Annotated in this window: 18 protein-coding genes and 1 pseudogene; 17 read left to right on the forward strand and 2 right to left on the reverse strand. The window is 68.9% G+C overall.

Going from position 1 to position 19,209, the window contains the following annotated elements; translation table 11 throughout:
* Positions 1–64: 64 nt before the first annotated feature.
* Positions 65–385: a hypothetical protein gene (locus GKO32_RS00165; RefSeq protein WP_154754676.1), complete on the forward strand. Its 321-nt coding sequence runs from the start codon at positions 65–67 to the stop codon at positions 383–385.
* Positions 386–406: 21 nt separating this feature from the next.
* On the opposite strand, the gene GKO32_RS00170 is transcribed toward GKO32_RS00165, so the two are convergent.
* A complete protein-coding gene (locus tag GKO32_RS00170; protein WP_154754677.1) occupies positions 407–1,351 on the reverse strand; it encodes a LysR family transcriptional regulator in 945 nt (314 codons plus the stop codon).
* A 280-nt stretch (positions 1,352–1,631) separates the two neighbouring features.
* Here GKO32_RS00170 and GKO32_RS00175 point away from each other — a divergent pair, with 280 nt between their 5' ends.
* From GKO32_RS00175 to GKO32_RS00240, 14 genes are all read left to right on the forward strand, one after another.
* Positions 1,632–2,573, forward strand: a complete 942-nt coding sequence (locus GKO32_RS00175) for an alpha/beta hydrolase family protein (protein WP_154754678.1) — start codon at positions 1,632–1,634, stop codon at positions 2,571–2,573.
* Positions 2,574–2,991: 418 nt separating this feature from the next.
* Entirely contained in the window at positions 2,992–3,546 is a 555-nt protein-coding gene (locus GKO32_RS00180) for a maleylpyruvate isomerase N-terminal domain-containing protein (RefSeq protein WP_154754679.1), read from the forward strand.
* Between the two features lie 70 nt (positions 3,547–3,616).
* Positions 3,617–4,531: a LysR family transcriptional regulator gene (locus GKO32_RS00185; protein ID WP_154754680.1), complete on the forward strand. Its 915-nt coding sequence runs from the start codon at positions 3,617–3,619 to the stop codon at positions 4,529–4,531.
* A 91-nt stretch (positions 4,532–4,622) separates the two neighbouring features.
* Positions 4,623–5,741: an LLM class flavin-dependent oxidoreductase gene (locus tag GKO32_RS00190; protein ID WP_154754681.1), complete on the forward strand. Its 1,119-nt coding sequence runs from the start codon at positions 4,623–4,625 to the stop codon at positions 5,739–5,741.
* Positions 5,738–6,574 carry a fumarylacetoacetate hydrolase family protein gene (locus GKO32_RS00195; RefSeq protein WP_312867365.1) on the forward strand — a complete coding sequence of 279 codons (837 nt, stop codon included), beginning with the start codon at positions 5,738–5,740 and terminating at the stop codon, positions 6,572–6,574. Before GKO32_RS00190 ends, GKO32_RS00195 begins: the two co-directional genes overlap by 4 nt.
* Positions 6,571–7,488, forward strand: coding sequence for an ornithine cyclodeaminase family protein (locus GKO32_RS00200; protein ID WP_312867366.1), 918 nt, complete (start codon positions 6,571–6,573; stop codon positions 7,486–7,488). Before GKO32_RS00195 ends, GKO32_RS00200 begins: the two co-directional genes overlap by 4 nt.
* Positions 7,485–8,417, forward strand: a complete 933-nt coding sequence (dapA, locus tag GKO32_RS00205) for a 4-hydroxy-tetrahydrodipicolinate synthase (protein ID WP_312867367.1) — start codon at positions 7,485–7,487, stop codon at positions 8,415–8,417. Before GKO32_RS00200 ends, dapA begins: the two co-directional genes overlap by 4 nt.
* Positions 8,418–8,444: 27 nt before the next feature.
* A complete protein-coding gene (locus tag GKO32_RS00210; RefSeq protein ID WP_154754682.1) occupies positions 8,445–9,767 on the forward strand; it encodes an MFS transporter in 1,323 nt (440 codons plus the stop codon).
* On the forward strand, positions 9,767–10,891 hold the full coding sequence (locus GKO32_RS00215; RefSeq protein ID WP_208024218.1) for a cupin domain-containing protein: 1,125 nt from the start codon (positions 9,767–9,769) through the stop codon (positions 10,889–10,891). Before GKO32_RS00210 ends, GKO32_RS00215 begins: the two co-directional genes overlap by 1 nt.
* 5 nt (positions 10,892–10,896) lie before the next feature.
* On the forward strand, positions 10,897–12,081 hold the full coding sequence (locus tag GKO32_RS40030; RefSeq protein ID WP_154754683.1) for a cytochrome P450: 1,185 nt from the start codon (positions 10,897–10,899) through the stop codon (positions 12,079–12,081).
* On the forward strand, positions 12,078–12,281 hold the full coding sequence (locus tag GKO32_RS39605; protein ID WP_312867368.1) for a ferredoxin: 204 nt from the start codon (positions 12,078–12,080) through the stop codon (positions 12,279–12,281). Before GKO32_RS40030 ends, GKO32_RS39605 begins: the two co-directional genes overlap by 4 nt.
* Positions 12,278–13,456 (forward strand): NAD(P)/FAD-dependent oxidoreductase, encoded by a 1,179-nt coding sequence (locus GKO32_RS00230; RefSeq protein WP_154754684.1) that lies wholly within the window; start codon positions 12,278–12,280, stop codon positions 13,454–13,456. Before GKO32_RS39605 ends, GKO32_RS00230 begins: the two co-directional genes overlap by 4 nt.
* Complete coding sequence (locus GKO32_RS00235; protein ID WP_154754685.1) at positions 13,453–13,977, forward strand: flavin reductase family protein; 525 nt, start codon at positions 13,453–13,455, stop codon at positions 13,975–13,977. Before GKO32_RS00230 ends, GKO32_RS00235 begins: the two co-directional genes overlap by 4 nt.
* A gap of 11 nt (positions 13,978–13,988) precedes the next feature.
* Positions 13,989–15,533: an AMP-binding protein gene (locus GKO32_RS00240; RefSeq protein WP_154754686.1), complete on the forward strand. Its 1,545-nt coding sequence runs from the start codon at positions 13,989–13,991 to the stop codon at positions 15,531–15,533.
* Positions 15,534–16,439: 906 nt separating this feature from the next.
* Here the strand turns inward: GKO32_RS00240 and GKO32_RS00245 are convergent.
* A complete protein-coding gene (locus tag GKO32_RS00245; protein WP_166459290.1) occupies positions 16,440–17,084 on the reverse strand; it encodes a TetR/AcrR family transcriptional regulator C-terminal domain-containing protein in 645 nt (214 codons plus the stop codon).
* A 279-nt stretch (positions 17,085–17,363) separates the two neighbouring features.
* On the opposite strand from GKO32_RS00245, the pseudogene GKO32_RS40375 reads away from it, so the two are divergent.
* Positions 17,364–17,588: pseudogene (locus GKO32_RS40375) on the forward strand (siderophore-interacting protein); the annotation flags it as partial.
* A 391-nt stretch (positions 17,589–17,979) separates the two neighbouring features.
* Complete coding sequence (locus GKO32_RS00255; RefSeq protein ID WP_154754688.1) at positions 17,980–19,188, forward strand: FAD-dependent monooxygenase; 1,209 nt, start codon at positions 17,980–17,982, stop codon at positions 19,186–19,188.
* The last annotated feature ends 21 nt before the right edge of the window (positions 19,189–19,209 follow it).

Raw genomic sequence — 19,209 nt, forward strand, 5'->3', positions numbered from 1 at the left:
GGACCGCTCGTAGCGGTAGGTACATTCGCGCTCGGACGCGACAACTCGGAAGATGCCTTGGACGTTGACCGTTGCACCCGTCGACCGCGCGACCAGCGACGTTCGCCAGGTCATCGCACCCATCTACGACGGCGATGTGTTGTCGGTGATATCGGCGATCCACAACCGCTACGGCTTCCCCGGGCACCTCAAGCCCTACAGCGACGCTTGGGAGGCGAGCGGCAACAACATCGAAGTCAACTTCATGCCGGACTACAGGCACTTGCACGAAGCCGGCTACCACATCCTGGCCTACGACCTGCGCAATTTCGGCCAGAGCGCGGCCGGCAGCGGCGGCGCGATCGGCAACGGCATTCGCGAGCATCGCGATGTCCGAAACGGCTGATCTGGAGAGCAGACTTGAAAGTCAAGGACAACAAGTGGTCAGCTCAGTAGTGGTGCTCTCTGCTCTGATTGTCGCTATCTGTTGTAGCTTCGCGACAGCCGCTTGTTGAAGCGGAGAGAAGAACGTCGTCTGTCGGTGGAACAGCCCGATTCCCTCGACGAGGTTCGCGTCGCTGATCGCGACGCTCCGCAACCGGCCCGCGGCGACGTCGTCAGCGACAACGTAGGAGGGGGCGAGGCAGCCCCAGTCGTTTGCGGCCACCGCTCGTTTGATGGCTTCGGCGTGGCCGAGTCGCATGACGTAGGTCAGTTCGCCCGCTCCGTGGCTGCGTAGCTGGTCGCCCAGCATGCGGTCGAAGGCCACACCCGTGGGGACGCCCACGAGCGGCAGTGTGGCGAGTTCGGCGAGGGTGATCGTGTCGCTGTCCGGCGGGCCGTTCGGTGCCGCGGCGAGGACGAGCGGTTCCTCCCACAGCCTCTCCGCATGCAAGGGCTCGGGACTGAGTTCGGCGGCCCAGGTGGCGACGGCGAAGTCGGCATCACCGATCGCGACGCTGCGCAGCGCTGCTGCAGGCTCGCTGATGTAGACGGTGATGTCGGCTCCGGTTCGCTCGTGGCGCAGCTCGGTGAGTAGCGGAGGCACGAGGTAGGTGCCGATCGCCATGCTCGTCGCCACGGTCAGCGACCCGGCGACGCCCGCGCCGAGGTTCTCGATGTCGCGGCGGACCTGGGCGCTGCTGGCGAGCACGTCGGCTGCCCAGGAGTGGAAGCGTCGACCGGCCTCGGTCAGTGCGAGGTGTCGTCCGTCCCGGACGAACAGCGGTGCGCCGGCCGCCTTCTCCAGGGTGCGGAGCTGTGCCGATACCCACGGCTGTGCCACGTGCAGTCGTTCGGCGGCACGAGTCACACCGCCCTCGTCGACGACAGTGCAGAACAGGTCGAGGCGGCGCAGCTGGAGCTGAAGCATACGAAGAATGCTATCGATCTATCGCAGGATTCGTAGTGGTGCCATGGGATCTGGGGGCCCTAGCGTTCTTGGCACTACACGGACGAGGAGATCCGCGTGAACAACACCCTGAAGCTCGGGCGGCCGACCGGGCCGGCCTCGGGGCCGCCCGTTGGAAGGGCTACGCGGAGAACCGTCCCGGGCACCGATCCGGGCGTGTGATGGACCCGTTCACCTGGGCGGCCGGGATCGCTGCGGCCACCTAGAAACCTCAGACTGGCTTGCCCTGAAAGGACAGCACATGACCCAGGTTACGGACACGGAAGCAACCCTCCCGACTCGCGCCGAGCTGGTCGCCGGTCTGGTCTCTGCCATGGCGAACCCGGCGCGCTCGCCGATCCTCCGCTCGCCGGCGGACGACGGCATCGCCTTCTCCGACGTCTTCTTTCCCGCCATGGACGGCGTGACGATCGAGGGCTGGTTCATACCGGGCGAGAGTGATCGTCTGATCATCGCGAACCATCCGATCTGGGCAAACCGCTACGGCTTCCCCGGGCACCTCAAGCCCTACAGCGACGCTTGGGAGGCGAGCGGCAACAACATCGAAGTCAACTTCATGCCGGACTACAAGCACTTGCACGAAGCCGGCTACCACATCCTGGCCTACGACCTGCGCAATTTCGGCCAGAGCGCGGCCGGCAGCGGCGGCGCGATCGGCAACGGCATTCGCGAGTATCGCGATGTGATCGGCTCGCTGCGTTACGTCCGCTCGCAACCCGACCTCAAGAACATGAAGATCGGCCTACTCAGCCGCTGCTGCGGCATGAACGCGACGATGGTCGCCATGTCCAAGCACCCGGAAGAGTTCGAGGATGTCCGTGCGATCGTCGCACCGCAACCGATCTCGCTGAGCGCTTTCTACCGCACGATCCTCGGCAACATGGGCATGCCGGACGCGCTCCCGGAGGTCGCGGACGCCCTGCGCCGCGCGACCAGCATGGAACTGAAAGACATGGACATGCCGCAATACGCCACGGCAGTGGATATTCCGACGCTGCTGCTGCAGGTCCGCGAGGACACGCTGACCACACCCGACGACGTGCAGGCGATCTTCGACGCCATGCCGACCGACCGGAAGGATCTCATCTGGATCGAGGGCACGAACCGGCGTTTCGACGGCTATAACTACCTGCCCGAGAACCCGCAGCCGATGCTCGACTGGTTCGAGCGCTTCGTCGCCTGACCCACGACGCCGGACCGTAGACCTGGTGATCCCGAAGCTGTGGTCGGGCAGCTACTTCCGGGAGTGGCTGCTCGATCGCCGAGAACACGCCAAGCGGGCGCTGTTCGCATCTCTGGGGTCACCAGCTTGTCGACGTCGCAGGTGTCGACGAAGGCACCTGCGATCGGGATTCTCAGGCGCTGGTGGTGGCCAGCGCCGGCAGCGCGCTTCGTGCTCGGCTCCCATGATCGTCTGGATGAACGAGGCCAGCATCCCGCGAGCAGATCCGTACTGACCGCGGGGAGTTGCCCGGTGACGCCCCAGTGGGGCTGCGGCCCCCAATTCTCTCCAGGCCCGTGTGCGCCGGACGGGCTGGCGTCCGCTTGCATTTGAAGTGCTCGTGCTCATTACTGACAAGAAAGCTAGTTGGCTCCGCGACATGGAAACCTGGCTGAAGGACCTAGTAACCCAAATCGACGACGCGACGGCACGATTGATTGCGACAGTCAGCGGGCTGACCGATAAACAGATTGGCGAACCATCTTTGCTGCCCGGCTGGGCCCGGGGCCATGTCCTCACCCACATCGCACGCGCAGCCGAGGCTCACCGAAATCTGTTGGAGGCGGCCCGCAACGGCACCGACATTCCCGCCTATGCGAGCCAAGATGCCCGCGACACGGCCATCGAGAACGGTGCGAGCCGGCCGGTCGCGGAACAATTAGCCGACATCGAACGGACGGCAGCGGTATTCCGGGCCGCTGTCCACACAGTGCCCGATGACGCATGGACGACCAGTGTCACCATTCTGCACCTCGAGCCGTTCCCGGCCAGCCAAGTCGTTCTTCGTAAGCTCGTCGAGCTCGAATTGCATCACGTCGACCTGAATGCCGGCTACCGTCCGGCCGATTGGCCGGTCACCTTCAAACCACTGGAGTTACCCGAACCCATGCGAAGCCAGGCCGCCGACCGTTTATCGTGGTTCTCCGCGAGGTAATTCCAGGCGCTGCTATGAGTGGGCAATAACGAAATCAACCGGCCAGCTCGACGGTGATAATGTCGTGGTTATGGACACGCGCGTGCCGTTGCGCCGACTCGAGATGTTCTGCCTCGTGGTCGACGAGGGCGGCGTTACGCGCGCCGCCAAGCGTTTGATGGTCGCGCAGCCCGCGGTGTCGGCCCAGGTGACGTCCCTGGAGAAGACGCTGGGCGCCGAGCTGTTCGTCCGCGCTGGCAGCCGTCTGGTTCTCACCGAGGCGGGGCAGCGGGTATACCACTGGGCCAAGGAGGTCCTGGCGGGAAGTGTCCAGGTGCAACGCGACGTCGACGAGCTCGCGGCGGGCACGGCGGGGTCGGTGGTCGTCGCCGCGAGCATGGCCATCGGGACCTACCTGCTGCCTCCGATCATGACCGGTCTGCGCCGGCGGCGTCCGGGTGCGGAGATCACCGTCCACATCAACGAACCCGCCATGGCCCTGCGGTCAGCGCAGCTGGGCGAGGTGGATTTCGCCGTGACGAGCTGGCTCGACGAGGACCTTCCCGACGCCCTGTCAGCCGAAAAGCTGTGGGAAGAACCGCTGATCCTGTGCGCGAGTCCGGACGGTCCTCCGGACGGCGACGAGGTACGGGTCCGCGACCTCGCCATGCTTCCCTTCGTCGGCGTGCCCACGACCGTCGCCTTCCACCGGCTGCTGCAGTCCCAGTTGCATGCCCACGGCATCGCCGATCTCCCGGTGATGATCCGGCTGGGACACGCGGAAGCGATCAAACAAGCCGTGGCGGACAACGGGTGGGTCTGCTTCGCACCCTGGTACGCGGTAACCCGCGACGTGGCGGCCGGGCGGCTTCGCCAGGTCCGGCTCCTCGATGCCGCCTTCCACGAGGGCATCGGCCTCTATCACCGCACCGCGAAGTACTTCTCTCCCTTGCAAACCGCCGCGCTCGACGCGCTGCGCGAGGTGGCGGCCTCCCACGGTTCATAACCGTTCTCTTATGCAGTTATCCAAAACTTAGTAGTGGCGTTATCAACCTGGCCTTCTTAGCGTGGTGTCACCACAGACGAGGAGGTCTGCGATGAACCCGCTACTCGGCGATAACACCCTCAAACTCGGCCTGTTCTGCACGAACGGATCCGGGGCGGCACTGACCCTCGTGCCCGAGGCGCACACTACGTCCTGGGACCTCTCGCTGCGGACCGCGCAGGCCGCGGACCGTGCCGGGTTCGAGGCAGTCGTGCCGTTCGCGCGCTGGAAGGGCTACGCCCCGAACCGGCCAGGACACAAGACCGGCACGGTCCTGGACCCCTTCACCTGGGCGGCCGGGATCGCGGCGGCCACGGAGCGGATCGGGGTGTTCGCCACGTCGCACGCCCCCACGATGCACCCGATCGTCGCCGCGAAGCAGGCCGCCACGGTCGACCTGATCTCCGGTGGGCGGTTCGCCCTCAACGTTGTCGGCGGCTGGAACCGGCCAGAACTGGAGATGTTCGGCGCCCCGATGCGCGAACATGACGAGCGCTACGACCACCTCGCCGAATGGCTCGAGGTGATCGAGAAACTGTGGAGCGAGACCGAGGAGTTCGACTTCCACGGCCGGTTCTTCGACGTCATCGGCGGGGTGTCGATGCCCAAACCGCACCAGAGCCATATTCCGATCATGAACGCCGGCGGCTCGCCGCGCGGTATGCGGTTCGCCGCCGAGCACGCCGACTTGTGTTTCGTCATCGTCCAGAGCGAGAACGAGGCGCACATACGCCAGCAGGTCCTGGGCTACAAGGCGATGGCTCGAGAAGAGTTCGGGCGCGACGTCAAGGTGTGGACCCACACCGTCGTGGTGCAGCGGGACACCGACGCCGAAGCGGAGGCGTACCTGCGCCGCTTCTCCGTGGAGTACGAGGACACCGAGAGCGTCGACGCGTGGATGCGGTTGCAGGGCATCGAAGCGCAGACGATGCCGCCCGAGGTCGCCGCGGCGATGCGGCAGCGGTTCACCGCGGGCGCCGGTGGGTTCCCGCTCGTCGGGACGGTCGAGACGATCGCCGATCGGATGGAGATGCTCAGCGCGGCCGGCATCGACGGCACGCTGCTGACCTGGGTCGACTACGACGCCGGTCTGGCCGACTTCACCCGCGATGTGCTGCCACTGCTGGAAAAGCGCGGCCTCCGGGCACCGGCGCCGGTGGTGACCGCGTGAGGCTCGCCCGGTTCCGCACGGCCGACGGTGGCGCCGGCTTCGGTGTCGTCGAGCGCGATGCCGTGGCGCGGCTCGACCACCGCATCCCCTCCTTCGAGCACCTCCTGGGCGGTCCCGTCGTGCCACGCGCGGAGGACCCGCGCGTGGCATTGTCCAATGTGGAGTGGCTGCCGCCGGTCGGCGCGCACCCGAAGATCATCTGTGTCGGGTTCAACTACGCCGCGCACGCCAGTGAGTCCGAACGCGACAGTGCCGCGCCCGAACATCCCACGCTGTTCACCAGGTTCCCCGATTCACTCGTCGGCGCGGGAACTCCCGTCGTGCGCCCGTTCGACGACAACTCCCTGGACTGGGAGGGCGAGGCAGCGCTCGTCATCTCCACCGGCGGACGCCGCATCGCCGCCGCCGAAGCGTGGCGGCACATCGCCGGTGTCACGTGCATGGCCGAGAACAGCGTCCGCACCTGGCAGCTGCACTCCGGCCAGGCGACCGCGGGCAAGAACTGGGCGGCCACCGGCGCGGCCGGCCCGTGGCTCACCACGACCGATGAACTCGGCACGGCGCCGCTTCGGGTGACCACCCGCCTCAACGGCACCGTCGTGCAGGACGACACGACGGACAGGCTGGCTTTCGGGTTCGCCGACATCGTCGCCTACGTCAGCACGTTCACGCCGTTGCGCCCCGGCGATCTGATCGCGACCGGGACCCCGAAGGGCATCGGTTTCCGGATGTCCCCGCCGAGGTTCCTGCGACCGGGCGACGAGGTGGAGGTCGAGGTGTCCGGCGTCGGCGTCCTGCGGCACGGCGTGGTCGACGAGGCGGTGGCCCGGTGAGGATCTGGACCGAAGCCGACGCCGCTGGGCTGCGGCTGCCTCAAGTGATCGACTCGCTGGAGCGCGTCCTCACCCACGAGGCCGGCGGCACCGCGTGGAACCTGGACAAGACCATGGCCACCTGGCCGGCGGGGGACGGCCGGGGGAGTGCCCACGCACTGGGCGCGGTCGACCGCGACTCCGACCTTGCCGTCTTCAAAACCTGGGTGAACACCCCGTCGGGCGCGAGCGCGCTGATGACGATCTTCTCCGCGGTGGACGGAACCGTGCTGGGCACGGCCGAAGCCGGCGCCGCGGGCGCACTCCGGACCGCTGCGGTGTCCGGCCTCGCGACCCGCTGGCTCGCCGACCCGGCGGCCGACGAACTGGCGATCCTCGGAGCCGGGCGGCAGGCGCTGCGCCAGGTGGAGGCGGTCGCGGCCGTGCGCCCGGTGCGACGCGTGCGCGTGTGGAACCGCACCGCCACGAGGGCCGGGGAACTGGCCGGGCAGATCCGCGAGCACCTGGGCCTCGTCGCCGTTGCCGCCGGTTCGGTAGCGGAAGCGACCGCAGACGCGCCGGTCGTCACCCTGATCACCCGCGCGGCCGAGCCGTTCCTGCGGACCGAGCACCTCGCGCCCGGGGCCCACCTCAACGCGGTGGGCGCCATCCTGCCCTCCCACGCCGAATTCCACCACGAGCTGCTGGACGAAACCGACCTGACCGTCGTCGACAGCGAGCCGAACGCGCGGCGCGGATCCCGTGAGCTGCGGGAGCACTACGGGGACGACTGGAGCCCGGTCCGCACGCTGGCCGAGGTCGTGACCGGAAAAGTGACCCGCCCCGACCGCCCGCACCGCACCGTGTTCAAGGGCATGGGCATGGGTCTGTCGGATCTGGCTGTCGCACGCCTGCTCGCTGGAGGTACTCCGTGAAGTTCCGCAACGACCCCGCCCGCATCCGCGGCTCCATCGCGCCGGTGATCACCCCCTTCACCGACGATGGCGCGCTCGACCTGACCTCCCTGCGGGGACTGGTGCGCTGGCAGCTCGACTCCGGCTCGCACGGCATCTCCCTCGGCGGGTCGACCGGCGAGCCGTCCGCCCAGAGCCCAGCCGAGCGGATCGAGGCCATCCGGGCTGTCGCGGCCGAGATCAACGACGCCGTGCCCTTCCTGCCGGGCACGGGTTCGGCCAAGCTGGACGAAACCCTGGAGATCACGGCGGCCGCCCGCGACGCCGGCGCCGACGCGGCGCTGGTCATCACCCCGTACTACGCCCGGCCGACCCAGGAAGCACTGCACACCTGGTATTCCACCATCGCCCGGGAGTTCCCCGACCTGCCGATCGTGATCTACAACGTGCCGTCCCGGACCGCCGTGGATGTCGCGCCGGACACCGTCGCCCGGTTGTTCCGCGAGCACGACAACGTCGTGGGGATCAAGGAAACCACCAAGGACTTCGAACACTTCTCGCGCGTGCTCCAAGCCTGCGGGCGGGACCTGCTGGTGTGGTCGGGCATCGAGCTGCTCGGCCTGCCGCTGCTCGCGCTCGGCGGGGCCGGGTTCATCAGCGCGGTGGCCAACCTCGCCCCCGCCGCGGTCGCCCGCATGTACCAGGCCTGGGAAGCCGGCGACCACGATACGGCCCGCGAGCTGCACTACGCCCTGCACCCACTTGTCGACCTGCTGTTCGTCGAGACCAACCCGGCGCCCGTGAAATGGGTCCTGCACCAGCAGGGCCGGATCGCCTCCGCGCGGGTGCGGCCACCACTGACGGCCGTGTCCGAGGACGGCGTCCAGCGGGTGCGCGCCCTGCTCGCCCAGGGCGCGCACCTGCTGCCCGACCACCCCCACCCGGCCTGAGACCGGACCGACCGAGGAGAGACAACGATGTCCGTCTCCACCACACCGCCAAGCCGGTCGCGCCGCGTCGCGCTCGCCGGCCTGATCGGCACGACCATCGAGTGGTACGACTTCTTCATCTACGGCTCGGCCGCCGCCCTGGTGTTCAGCCGCCAGTTCTTCCCGAGTGCCTCACCCGCAGCCGGTGCGCTGGCCGCCCTGTCGACCTTCGCGGTCGGCTTCGTGGCCCGCCCGGTCGGCGGGGCACTGATGGGGCACTTCGGGGACCGGATCGGCAGGCGCAGCATGCTGGTGCTCTCGCTGCTGATCATGGGTGTCGGCACGGTGCTCATCGGGCTCCTTCCGAACTACGCCACGATCGGCATTGCCGCCCCGATCCTGCTCGTCGTGCTGCGGTTCTGCCAGGGGCTCGGCGTTGGCGGCGAATGGGGCGGTGCCACGTTGCTCGCCCTCGAACACGCCGCACCGGCGCGGCGCACACTGCACAGCTCACTGCCCCAGGTCGGACTGCCGCTCGGGGTCGTCCTCGGCAGCCTGGTCCTGCTGGCCGTGCGCCTGGCGACCGGGGATGCCGCCTTCGCCGCGTGGGGCTGGCGGATCCCGTTCCTGGTAAGCGCAGTGCTCGTCGTGTTCGGCCTGGTCCTGCGGCTGAAACTGGACGAGAGCCCGGAGTTCCGGCAACTGCGGGCGCGCCGCGAAATCCACCGGGCGCCGCTGGCGGAAGTGTTCCGCGTCCCGCGCACCTGGATTCCGGCCGCGGGACTGAACGTCCTGGCGTCCGCGCTGGGGAACGTGCTGCTCGTCTTCACCCTGGCCTACGTCGCGGCCGAACGACTGATCTCCTCGTCCGCCATGCTCGCCGTGACCATCGTCAGCGCGCTGGTCTGGGCCGCCGCGATCCCGCTTTCGGCCCTGCTCGCTGGGCGCCTGGGCCGCCGCCGGGTCATCGTCTCCGCCGTCGTGCTGCTGACGGTGTGGTCGTTCCCGTACTTCTGGCTCCTCGACACCGGCACGGCCGCCGGAGCGCTGCTCGCCTGCGCCGTCGCGGGCTTCGGTATCGGGCTGGCCTCCGGTCCCTACGGTGCGTTCATCTCCGAGGCGTTCCCGCCCGCCATCCGGTACAGCGGATCGTCGGTGGCCTACGGCATCGGCAGCGTCCTCGGCGGGGCGATCGCGCCGATCGTCGCCACGCTCCTGCACACCGCCACCGGCGGGGCCGCGGCCATCTCCGCCTACCTCGTCCTGTCCGGAGTGGTGAGTCTCGCCGCGAGCCTGACCCTGCGCAGCCCCCACCCCGGGTCCACCGAGACCCGCTCCGAAACCGAATCGCTCCTGGAAGGGAAGGCCTGATGACCATCACCAACACCGGACTCACCAGCTCCACGCGGATGATCGACGTGAGTGACGAACCCGCAGCGATCCCACAGCCGTGGGCGCCGGTGAAGATCACCCGCGCGGAGATCGAAGCGCAGATCGAGCGGCTTGCCGCGGCCCCGCGACCGGCCACCGGCCGCCGTGCCGCGCGCATCGTGCACCCGTCGGCGACCACGCCGGGACTCGGCCTGGCGCCGGGCATCTCCGTCACGATCGAGGTGCTCAACCCCGGCGAGTCGACCGCGCCACTGCGGGAGAACGCCCACCGGGTGGAGATCGGCATCGCCGGCAGCGGGCGGATCGAGGTGGGTGGCACCACCATCCCCTTCGCCCACCTCGATGTCGCCAACATCCCGTCGATGAAACCGTTCCGCTTCCACAACGACTCCGGTGCGGTGTGGGCGCGGCTGAGCTACTCGAACGCGCCGCTGCTGGAGAAACTCGGCGTGCACTACGCCGAGGACCTGCCGCGGACCTGGCAGCCCGCGGCCGGTGGGGACGGGAACGTGCGCGACGAGGTCTACACCCGGGGCACCGCGCCCGACATCGCCATCGGCGACCGGGGCGCCCGCCTGCGGGGTTACGAGTTCCTCGTCGACATCGAGGTCGTCGACTCCCGCCCCCTGCACTGGCCGTGGGCGGAGATCGCACCGCACCTGTCGCAGGAGGCCGGTGACGGTAAGCGCACGATCATGGCCCTCTACAACCCGGCGACCCAGCGGCGGCAGGGCGCGACGCACAACTTCTTCGTCACGGCGTCGGTCATGCCGCCCGGCCTGCCACCGCGGCCGCGCGGACGCGGGCACCGGCACTCGTCCGTGGCGATCAACTACCACTTCGCCGGGTCCGGCGTGAGCACAGTGGACGGCCACGACATCGCATGGGAAGCGGGTGACCTCCTGCTGTCGGCGCCGGGCTGGCGGGAGCACGCGCACTACCAGGGACCGGACGGACTCGGTGTCTACACGGTCCAGGACCACCCGCTGCAGATCGGGATGGAAGCCCTGGTGTGGCAGGAAGATCTGGACGGGCCCGTCCTCGCGCTGGGGTCGGAGGCGGGGCAGACCGGGTACGTCGGCCCGCGGGAGACGGGGAAGTGACCGGCGTGCCGGCTCCCATCACGGACTTCGACCCCTACGACCCCGCTCTCACCGAACCGACCGTGTGGGCGGCCTACGCCGCCGCCCGCGCGGCCGGCTCGGTCGTCCGGTCGCGGGCGCGGGGCGGGTTCTGGCTGGCCACTCGCTACGACGACGTCCGCGCCGCGCTGCGCGACCCCGCCACCTACTCCTCGGCCTCCGGGCACCGCCTCCCAGTCAACGGCACCCAGCGGGCGATCCCCATCGACTTCGACCCGCCTCTGCACACCGCGTACCGCCGGCTGATGACCGAGGCGCTGTCGCCCGCACGAGTCCGGCAGCTCACCCCGTTCCTGGAGCGGACCGTGCGGGACCTCGTCGCGGAGTTCGCCGCGGCCGGCGGCGGGGACTTCGTCCGTGCGGTCGCGCTGCCCCTGCCACTGCAGGTACTGGCCGAGGTCGTCGGGTTCTCGGCAGGCACGGTGCAGCAGTTCCGGGAGCTCACCGAGGACATGTGGAGCAGGCTTGCCGCCGAGGACGACACCGTCGACTTCGCGGCGATCGACCGACGCATCCACGACCTGATGCACCACGAACTCGCCGAGCACCGGACGGCCCGGCCGGACGACTTCGTCACGAGGCTGCTCGACGCCGAGGTCGACGGGCGCGTGCTCGAGCCGGAGGAACAGGCCGGCATCCTCGCGACCTTCGCGGTAGCCGGGCACGAGACGACGATGAACTCCGCCAGTTCACTGGTCCACCTCCTGGCCGAGCACCCGGACCTGCAGGACCGGTTGCGCGCCCACCCCGCCCTCGCTCCCCGGTACGTGGAGGAGATGGTGCGGTTGCGCAGCCCGGCGCAGGGCGCGGCGAGGCGCACCGCGTGCCCTGCCGATCTGGGCGGAACACAGGTGGCCGAGGGCGATGCGGTGCTGCTGGCGCTGGCTGCCGCGAACCGCGACCCCGCCCGGTTCCCGGACCCGGATCGCTTCGCCCCGGACCGCGACACGCGTGGCCACCTCGGCTTCGGCTGGGGGATCCACCAGTGCCTCGGCGCCCCGCTGGCCCGCGCCGAACTGGCGATCCTGCTCACCACCCTGTGCGCGTACCCGCCGCTGCGCGCGGCCGGGGCGCCGACCTGGAGTGGGCTGCGGGGCGGTTCCCACTTCGGCCCCGCCACGCTGCCCGTCCGATTCGAGGAGAGCCCGTGACCTACCGGATCGAAGTGGACGCCGACCTGTGCAGCGGCTACGGCAACTGCGTCGTCGCGGCTCCCGACGTGTTCGACCTCGACCCGGGCACGAACCTCGCCATCGTTAAGCCGGGCCGCCCGTTGCTCGCCGACGACGCGGCGCTGCGCGAGGCCGAGGCGGACTGTCCGGCGCGCGCGATCAGGCTCACGCGCCGATGAGGGTCCCGACGGTCGTCGTCGGCGGTTCGGTGGCCGGGGTCCGGACCGTCCAGGCGCTGCGCGCCCGTGGTTACGAGGAGGACATCGTCCTCGTCGACCAGGAACCCGGCCCGCCCTACGACAAACCCGCGTTGTCGAAGGAGATCCTGACAGGGGCCGCCGCGGAGCCACCGGCACTGGCGGAGCTGGGCGACCTCGCCGTCGACCACCGTCCCGGGCTGGCCGCCACCGGGCTCGACCTGGCCGCACGGCGGCTGGTAACCGGCAGCGGATCGATCCCGTTCGGACGGCTCGTCATCGCGACCGGGTCGCGCCCGCGTCGGCTGCCCGCCCTCGAGGGCCGGGCCGGAGTCCACTACCTCCGTACGCGTGCCGATGCGGCCTCGCTGCGCGCGGAGTTCACGCGCCGGCCACGGGTGGTCGTCGTGGGCGGCGGGTTCATCGGGGGAGAGGTGGCCTCGTCGGCGCGCGCGCTCGGGCTCGACGTCACCATCGTGGAAGCCGCGCCGCGGCTCCTGACCCGCCTGATGCCGCTCGAGGTGTCGGACCGGGTCGCCCGGCTGCACCGCGACCACGGCGTCCGCGTCCTGTGTGGACGGTCGGTGACCGGCTGCTTCGGCCGGGACCGCGTCGAGACGGTGGAACTCGGCGACGGCACCCGCCTCGACGCCGATGTCGTGGTCGCCGGGATCGGCACGACACCGGCCACCGGCTGGCTGAGCGGATCCGGCCTCGTCCTCGACGACGGTGTCCGGTGCCGGCCGGACCTGTCGGCCGACGGCGCGGACGGGGTCTGGGCCATCGGGGACTGCGCGCGGTGGTTCGACGTCGCCAGCAGCCGCCCGGTCCGCCTGGAGCACTGGACCGCCGCCCGCGAACAGGCAGCCTTCGTCGCCGGGGCGTTCACCGGTGACGGGGCCACCACGGCGTTCACCACGACCGGATACGTGTGGTCGGACCAACACGGGGTTCGGATCCAGCACGTGGGCCGGTGTGACGCCGCCACCACGACGTCGAGCAGCCCGGCCGGCGACGGCCGGGGCCTGCTCTTCGTGCACCACGACGGGGACGAGCCGGTCGGAGCCACCGCGTTCGACGCGCCGCGCGATCTGCTCGCCTTCCGGCGCCGCCTGACGTCCGCCACGGCGCCGATCACCGAGAGGACCCGAGGATGATCACGACGAGCAGGCCGGGCAGTTCCGGCCTCGACGAACACTCCCTGCGGACCGCGTTCGGCACCTGCCCGAGCGGTGTGGTCGCGGTCTGCGGCCTCGCTGCCGACGGACCCGTCGGCATGGCGGTGAGCACGTTCGTGCCGGTGTCGATGACCCCGCCGCTCGCGGCGATCTGCGTGCAGCGCACGTCGCGAACGTGGGCGGTCCTGCGCACGCTGCCGGCACTCGGCATCAGCGTGCTCGCGGACGGTCACGAACACGCCGCCCGCGCGCTGGCCGCCAAGGACGGTGACCGGTTCGCGGGCCTCGCGACCGACACGACCGCGGATGGTGCCGTGCACGTCCTCGGCGGGCCGACGCGCTTCGTGTGCTCGCTGGAGGCCGAGACCGAGGCGGGTGACCACCTGATCGCCACGCTGCGGGTCCACACTGCGCGCGCCGAGCCTGCCATCGACCCGCTGGTGTTCCACCGCAGCGGGTTCGCCCGCGTCAGCCGGCAGCGGGAAGGGTACGGCCGGTGAACCTCGCTGAGATGTCGTTCGAACCCCTGACCCCAACGGCGTTCCTGGACCGGGCCAGGGCCGCCCACGGCGACCGGATCGCGGTGATCGACGGGCCGCTGCGCTGGACCTATGCCGAGCTGCACGACCGGTCGTCGCGTCTCGCGGGCGGCCTCGCCCCGCTCGCCGGGGATCGGCCGGTCGCGGTGCTCGCGCCGAACTCCCACGTCATGCTCGAGGCGCATTTCGGGATTCCCTGGTCCGGAGCGCCCTTGCTGACCCTCAACACCCGTTTGTCAGCGCCCGAAATCGCCTACATCCTCGGGCACGCGAAGGCGGCCGTGCTCCTCCACGACCCGGTGGCCGACGACCTCGTGGACGCGGTGCTCACCCAACTGCCCGAGCCCCCGGTTCGGATTCGCGCCGGCGAGGAGTACGAAGCCCTGCTCGTCTCCGCCGAACCGCTGAACCGGCGCCCGCGTGACGAGCGTGGCCTCCTGTCGATCAACTACACCTCGGGCACGACCGGGCGTCCGAAGGGGGTGATGTACCACCACCGCGGCGCCTACCTGCAGGCGCTGGCGATGGTCGCGCATACCGGGCTCTCCCCGAGTTCGGTGCACCTGTGGACCCTGCCGATGTTCCACTGCAACGGCTGGTGCTTCCCGTGGGCGGTCACCGCTGCCGCGGCGACGCACGTGTGCCTGCCGCGCGTCGATCCCGCGGAGGCATGGCGCCTGATCCGGTCGGAAGGTGTCACCCACCTCGAAGGCGCGCCCACGGTGCTGTCGATGCTGGCGTACGCGCCGGATGCCCGGCGCGTCGACACCACGATCCGCATCGCGACCGGCGGCGCGCCACCATCACCGGCGATCCTGCGCCGGATGGGCGAACTTGGCTTCGACGTCACCCACCTGTACGGGCTGACCGAGACCTACGGGCCGGCGATGCTGTGCGATTGGCGCCCGGAATGGGACGACCTGGACGACGCGACCCGCGCGCGGCTACGGGCCCGCCAGGGGGTCGGGAACATGATCGCCTGCACCGCACGCGTGATCGCCGAAGACGGCGCGGACGTGCCCGCCGACGGCGTCACCACCGGGGAAATCGCCCTGCGCGGGAACAACGTCATGCTCGGCTATCTCGATGATGAGGAAGCGACGGCGGCCGCAGCCCCTGACGGGTGGCTGCGCACCGGTGACATCGGCGTGATCCACCCCGATGGGTACGTCGAACTGCGCGACCGCAGCAAGGACGTGATCATCTCCGGGGGCGAGAACATCGCCTCGGTGGAGGTGGAGCAGGCGATCGCGGAGCATCCGGCCGTGGTGGAGGTCGCGGTGATCGGCGTGCCGGACGACAAGTGGGGCGAGGTCCCCGCCGCGTACGTCACCCTGCACGACGGCGCGAATGCCACCGAGGACGAGATCATCGCGCACGTGCGCGGCCGGCTGGCCCGGTTCAAGGCGCCGAAGTCGGTGACCTTCGGGGCCCTTCCGAAGACCTCGACCGGAAAAATCCAGAAGTACCTCCTGCGGGAGAAGGCCTGGGCCGGAACCAAGCGGCAGATCGGGTGAGTACGGCTTTCGGGGCAACGCGGCGTGCTCCGTCCCAGCAGCACGTGGCGCGGCCAAATCGGACGGATGCCCTGCCGTCAACGCGCGTCATGCCGTGACGCATCGATGCGTCACGCAGACTTCCTGAGCTCGCCGGCTTCGCACGTCCGAGCTCGCCGGCGGGAGCGCCGGAGCACGACTGCGGATCCTCGCACGCACGCGGCACCTGAGCCTGCTGGGGCGGCCCGATGTGTTGCCGGTGGTCGCCGCGCACTTCGCCGGAGGACCGCGGTGACGGAACCGTTGCTGAGCCTGCGCTCCCACCTTGCGGCCATCGAGGGGTTCGGTGGGTGCGCACACTGCGCGGGGTGCGCACTCGGACTTGGCGGCGGCATCGCGGAGCTGAGCTATCGCATGGACCCGCCACCGTGGTGCTGTTCGACGAGATTCCCGGCTACACGCCGGGGCTGCGGGTGCTTACCTCGGCTTCTCGTGGAGTGACGCGGCTGTGCTCGATGGGCTCAACGAGCGGGGCTACGCGGGCGTCACTTATGACGGTGGCGCGGTGTGTGCGGACACCAGCCGACCGGTGCTCTACCGCCGTTGGGCGACCAAGGCCGAAATGGTGCTTGCCGCCGTGATCGCCTCCCGGTTGGCTCTCCCGGTGGGGTGCGGACATGGTCGCCTCGGTGGTCGCACGAGCCCGTGCCCGTGGCGAGATCGGTCCGGCGCAGCTGCCACGCGAGGTGCTGGCCCTGCCGTTCGACCTGGCTCGGCACGAGCTGACGTTCCGGGCACCCTTCCGGAGGAGCGGATCGCCGCCATCGTCGGCGTCATCGTGGTTGCTTTGGTCGAGCTCTACACCGGCTCAAGCTGACCTGTGGAAATCGCAATTCCGCAGGTTGGTGCGCAATACCCATCCTTCGTTCACTGTGCCCGGTTTTCCGGAGGGCGGTGACTGGTTGTCTTCGGGGTGGCGTGGTGAAGTTCGTGGCGGATGCCTTTGAGCAGTAGCCGGATGCCGTAGTCGAAGCGTTCGGCAGGGTCGGCGTCGAACACTTTTGTGAGGGCGGTGTGGGCGTAGTCGGGATCGGGGTGCTGTATCAGGGCTCTTTTTCTGCTCGTCCAGTCACCGGTCGCCGAGAGTCGTGCTTGGGCTTGTTCTTCGATGCTGTGTCCCAGTACGTAGTAGCTGATGGCGAAGGCCGCCCATCCTGCTCGGTCGGCGGGGTGGCCGGCTGCCTGCAGAGTTTTGAGAATGGTGTTTTCGACCAGGCGAGTGTTGGGGCCGGTGACGTATGTGCCGGCCACCACCCGGGCGCCATCGCGATGGGCTAGAAGGGCGCTGCGTAGCCGTCCGGCGAGGAGGGCGAGCTTCTCGTCCCATGGCCCGTCCGGCAGGGGGGCAGCGACTGGTTCGAGGAGCCGGTCGGCCATCGCGTCCAGAAGTGCTTCCTTGCTGGGGAAGTGCCGATACAGGGCCGGGCCCTGGACATTGAGTGCTGCGCCGAGTTTGCGGGTGGTCAGTCCATCGAGTCCTTCGTCGTCCAACAGCGCGATCGCCCCGTCCACCACGTCTGCTCGCCGCAACACGCTCCCACGCTCCTTCTCGGTCTCGTTCCACCCTAGCTGTTGCGGTTAGCACTGTTCACTGTTACCGTTGATAACGGTAGTTGAGGCTAACCTAATGAAGCAGCCAGCGTGCTGCGCCGCTCGCCGGTTGCCGATCAAGGAGAGCGAAGATGACCAAACGCGAGGTCTCGCCGAGACGGCGGCTACTGCGGGCGGAGGTCCTGCGCCCGCGAGCGGCACTCCCAGCACCTCGCACAGGTCACCCTCGGCGGGCCGGAACTGGCCGACTTCGACGCCATGGGCGCCGATCAGTGGGTACGGCTGTTCTTTCGCTGCGAGGGGCAATCTCGGCTGCGCATGCCCACCTGGTCAGGCGCCGGGGCGCTGGCGCAGCTGCTGACCATGGAGACCGCGACCCGCCCCTGGGTTCGCAGGTATTCCGTGCGTTCCTTCAGGGCGGCCCGGCACGAGCTCGACCTCGATATCGTCGTTCGCGGCGACGACTCGCCCGGGTCGAGCTTCGGCCTGCACGCCCGGCCCGGGGACGAGGTAGCGATCCTCGGCGAAGGAATCACCTGCCTTCCGCCGCCCGGTACCCGCCAGCTGCTCGTCGCCGATGACTGTGGCGTCCCGGCGGCCCTGAGCATCCTGGAATCCGCTCCGGCCGGCCTGGAAGCCCTCGCGCTGCCGGAGATACATGGACGGGCGGTGCACGACAGCCCGGGTCGGGTTGCGGCCTCCCCCGGACCGCGATCACCTTCACGGCTGCTGGAAGCAAGGACGCTCCGCGGCGGGCTGATCCCTCCAGCCACACCTCCCGCCACCACTGGCGCTCAACACGAAAAACATTGGCACAGGAACACGCACTACTTTTTGCGCCGAGAAAGGATATCTAATGCAAGACAGTGTTTCCACAAAAGCTCGTACTATTCTCATTTCTGGCGCTGGTCCGGCTGGGCAAGCTCTGGCCTATTGGCTGCAACGCCACGGCTTCGCCCCCACCGTTGTCGAGTCCGCCGACCATCCGCGTCGCGGAGGATACGCGATCGATCTACGCGGCGCGGCTGTCACCGTCGCCGAGCGCATGGAAATCATCGAGGAACTTCGCGAAGCACGCATCCACATGAAAGAAGTCACCAACATCGACCACCGGGGCGACGTCATCTGGAAGACCGACGGCAACTTCGGTGCCGGAAGCGGTGATGTCGAGATCGCACGTGACGACCTGAGCACCATCATGATGAAAGCGATCCCGGAGGGTGTGGAATACCTTTTCGGTAACTCCATCACCGCAATCCGGGATGGCGACACGGGAGTGGATGTCACTTTCCTGCATGGGCCCGAACGTCGCTTCGATCTCCTGATCGGCTGTGACGGCCTGCACTCGAACGTACGGTCTCTCGCTTTTGGTGCGGAAGAACAGTTCACGAAATGGCTCGGCTTCTACACGGCGATCTTCACCATTCCGAACATGCTCGACCTCGATGGCCAGATGTTGATGTGCTCCACACCGGGGGCGTTGTCGAGCATGCTCCAGTACGGGCAGGGAAAGGAGACCCGGGCCAACTTCATCTTCTCCTCCGCACGCCAGCACTACGACCCAGCGGACCGGAACACACAGATGGATCTCATCGAGCGGGCAATGGGGCATGAAACCAGTTGGCACATTCCGGATCTGCTCAACGCCATGCGGGAAACCGACGACTTCTACTTCGATGAGGTCACCCAGATACACATGTCGGAGTGGGGTAAGGGGCGAGTCGCGCTGTGCGGCGACGCCGCCTACGCGCCCACGCTGATCAGTGGGCAAGGCACCAGCCTTGCCGTGGTCGGCGCTTACATCCTCGCAGGGGAACTCCTTGCGGCCGACGGTGACCATCACGTCGCCTTCGCTCGCTATCAGCAGCGTATGCGTCCGTGGGTGAAGCAGAATCAGCAGCTGGCACTTGACCCCGTGGAGTGGGAAATGCCCAACACCTGGGAGGAACTCGAGCAGCGCAACGAGTTCCTGCGCAACCGCGCCGAGTCAGACGGCGAAGATTACGGTACGAAGACGCAAAAAGCTGCCGGCGGCATCACTCTCGAGCACTACGGTTCAGCCTGACCAGAGTCCACAACCGTGTTG

Origin of the sequence: Amycolatopsis pithecellobii, from assembly GCF_009707865.1 — a bacterium.
Classification (GTDB): domain Bacteria; phylum Actinomycetota; class Actinomycetes; order Mycobacteriales; family Pseudonocardiaceae; genus Amycolatopsis_E; species Amycolatopsis_E pithecellobii.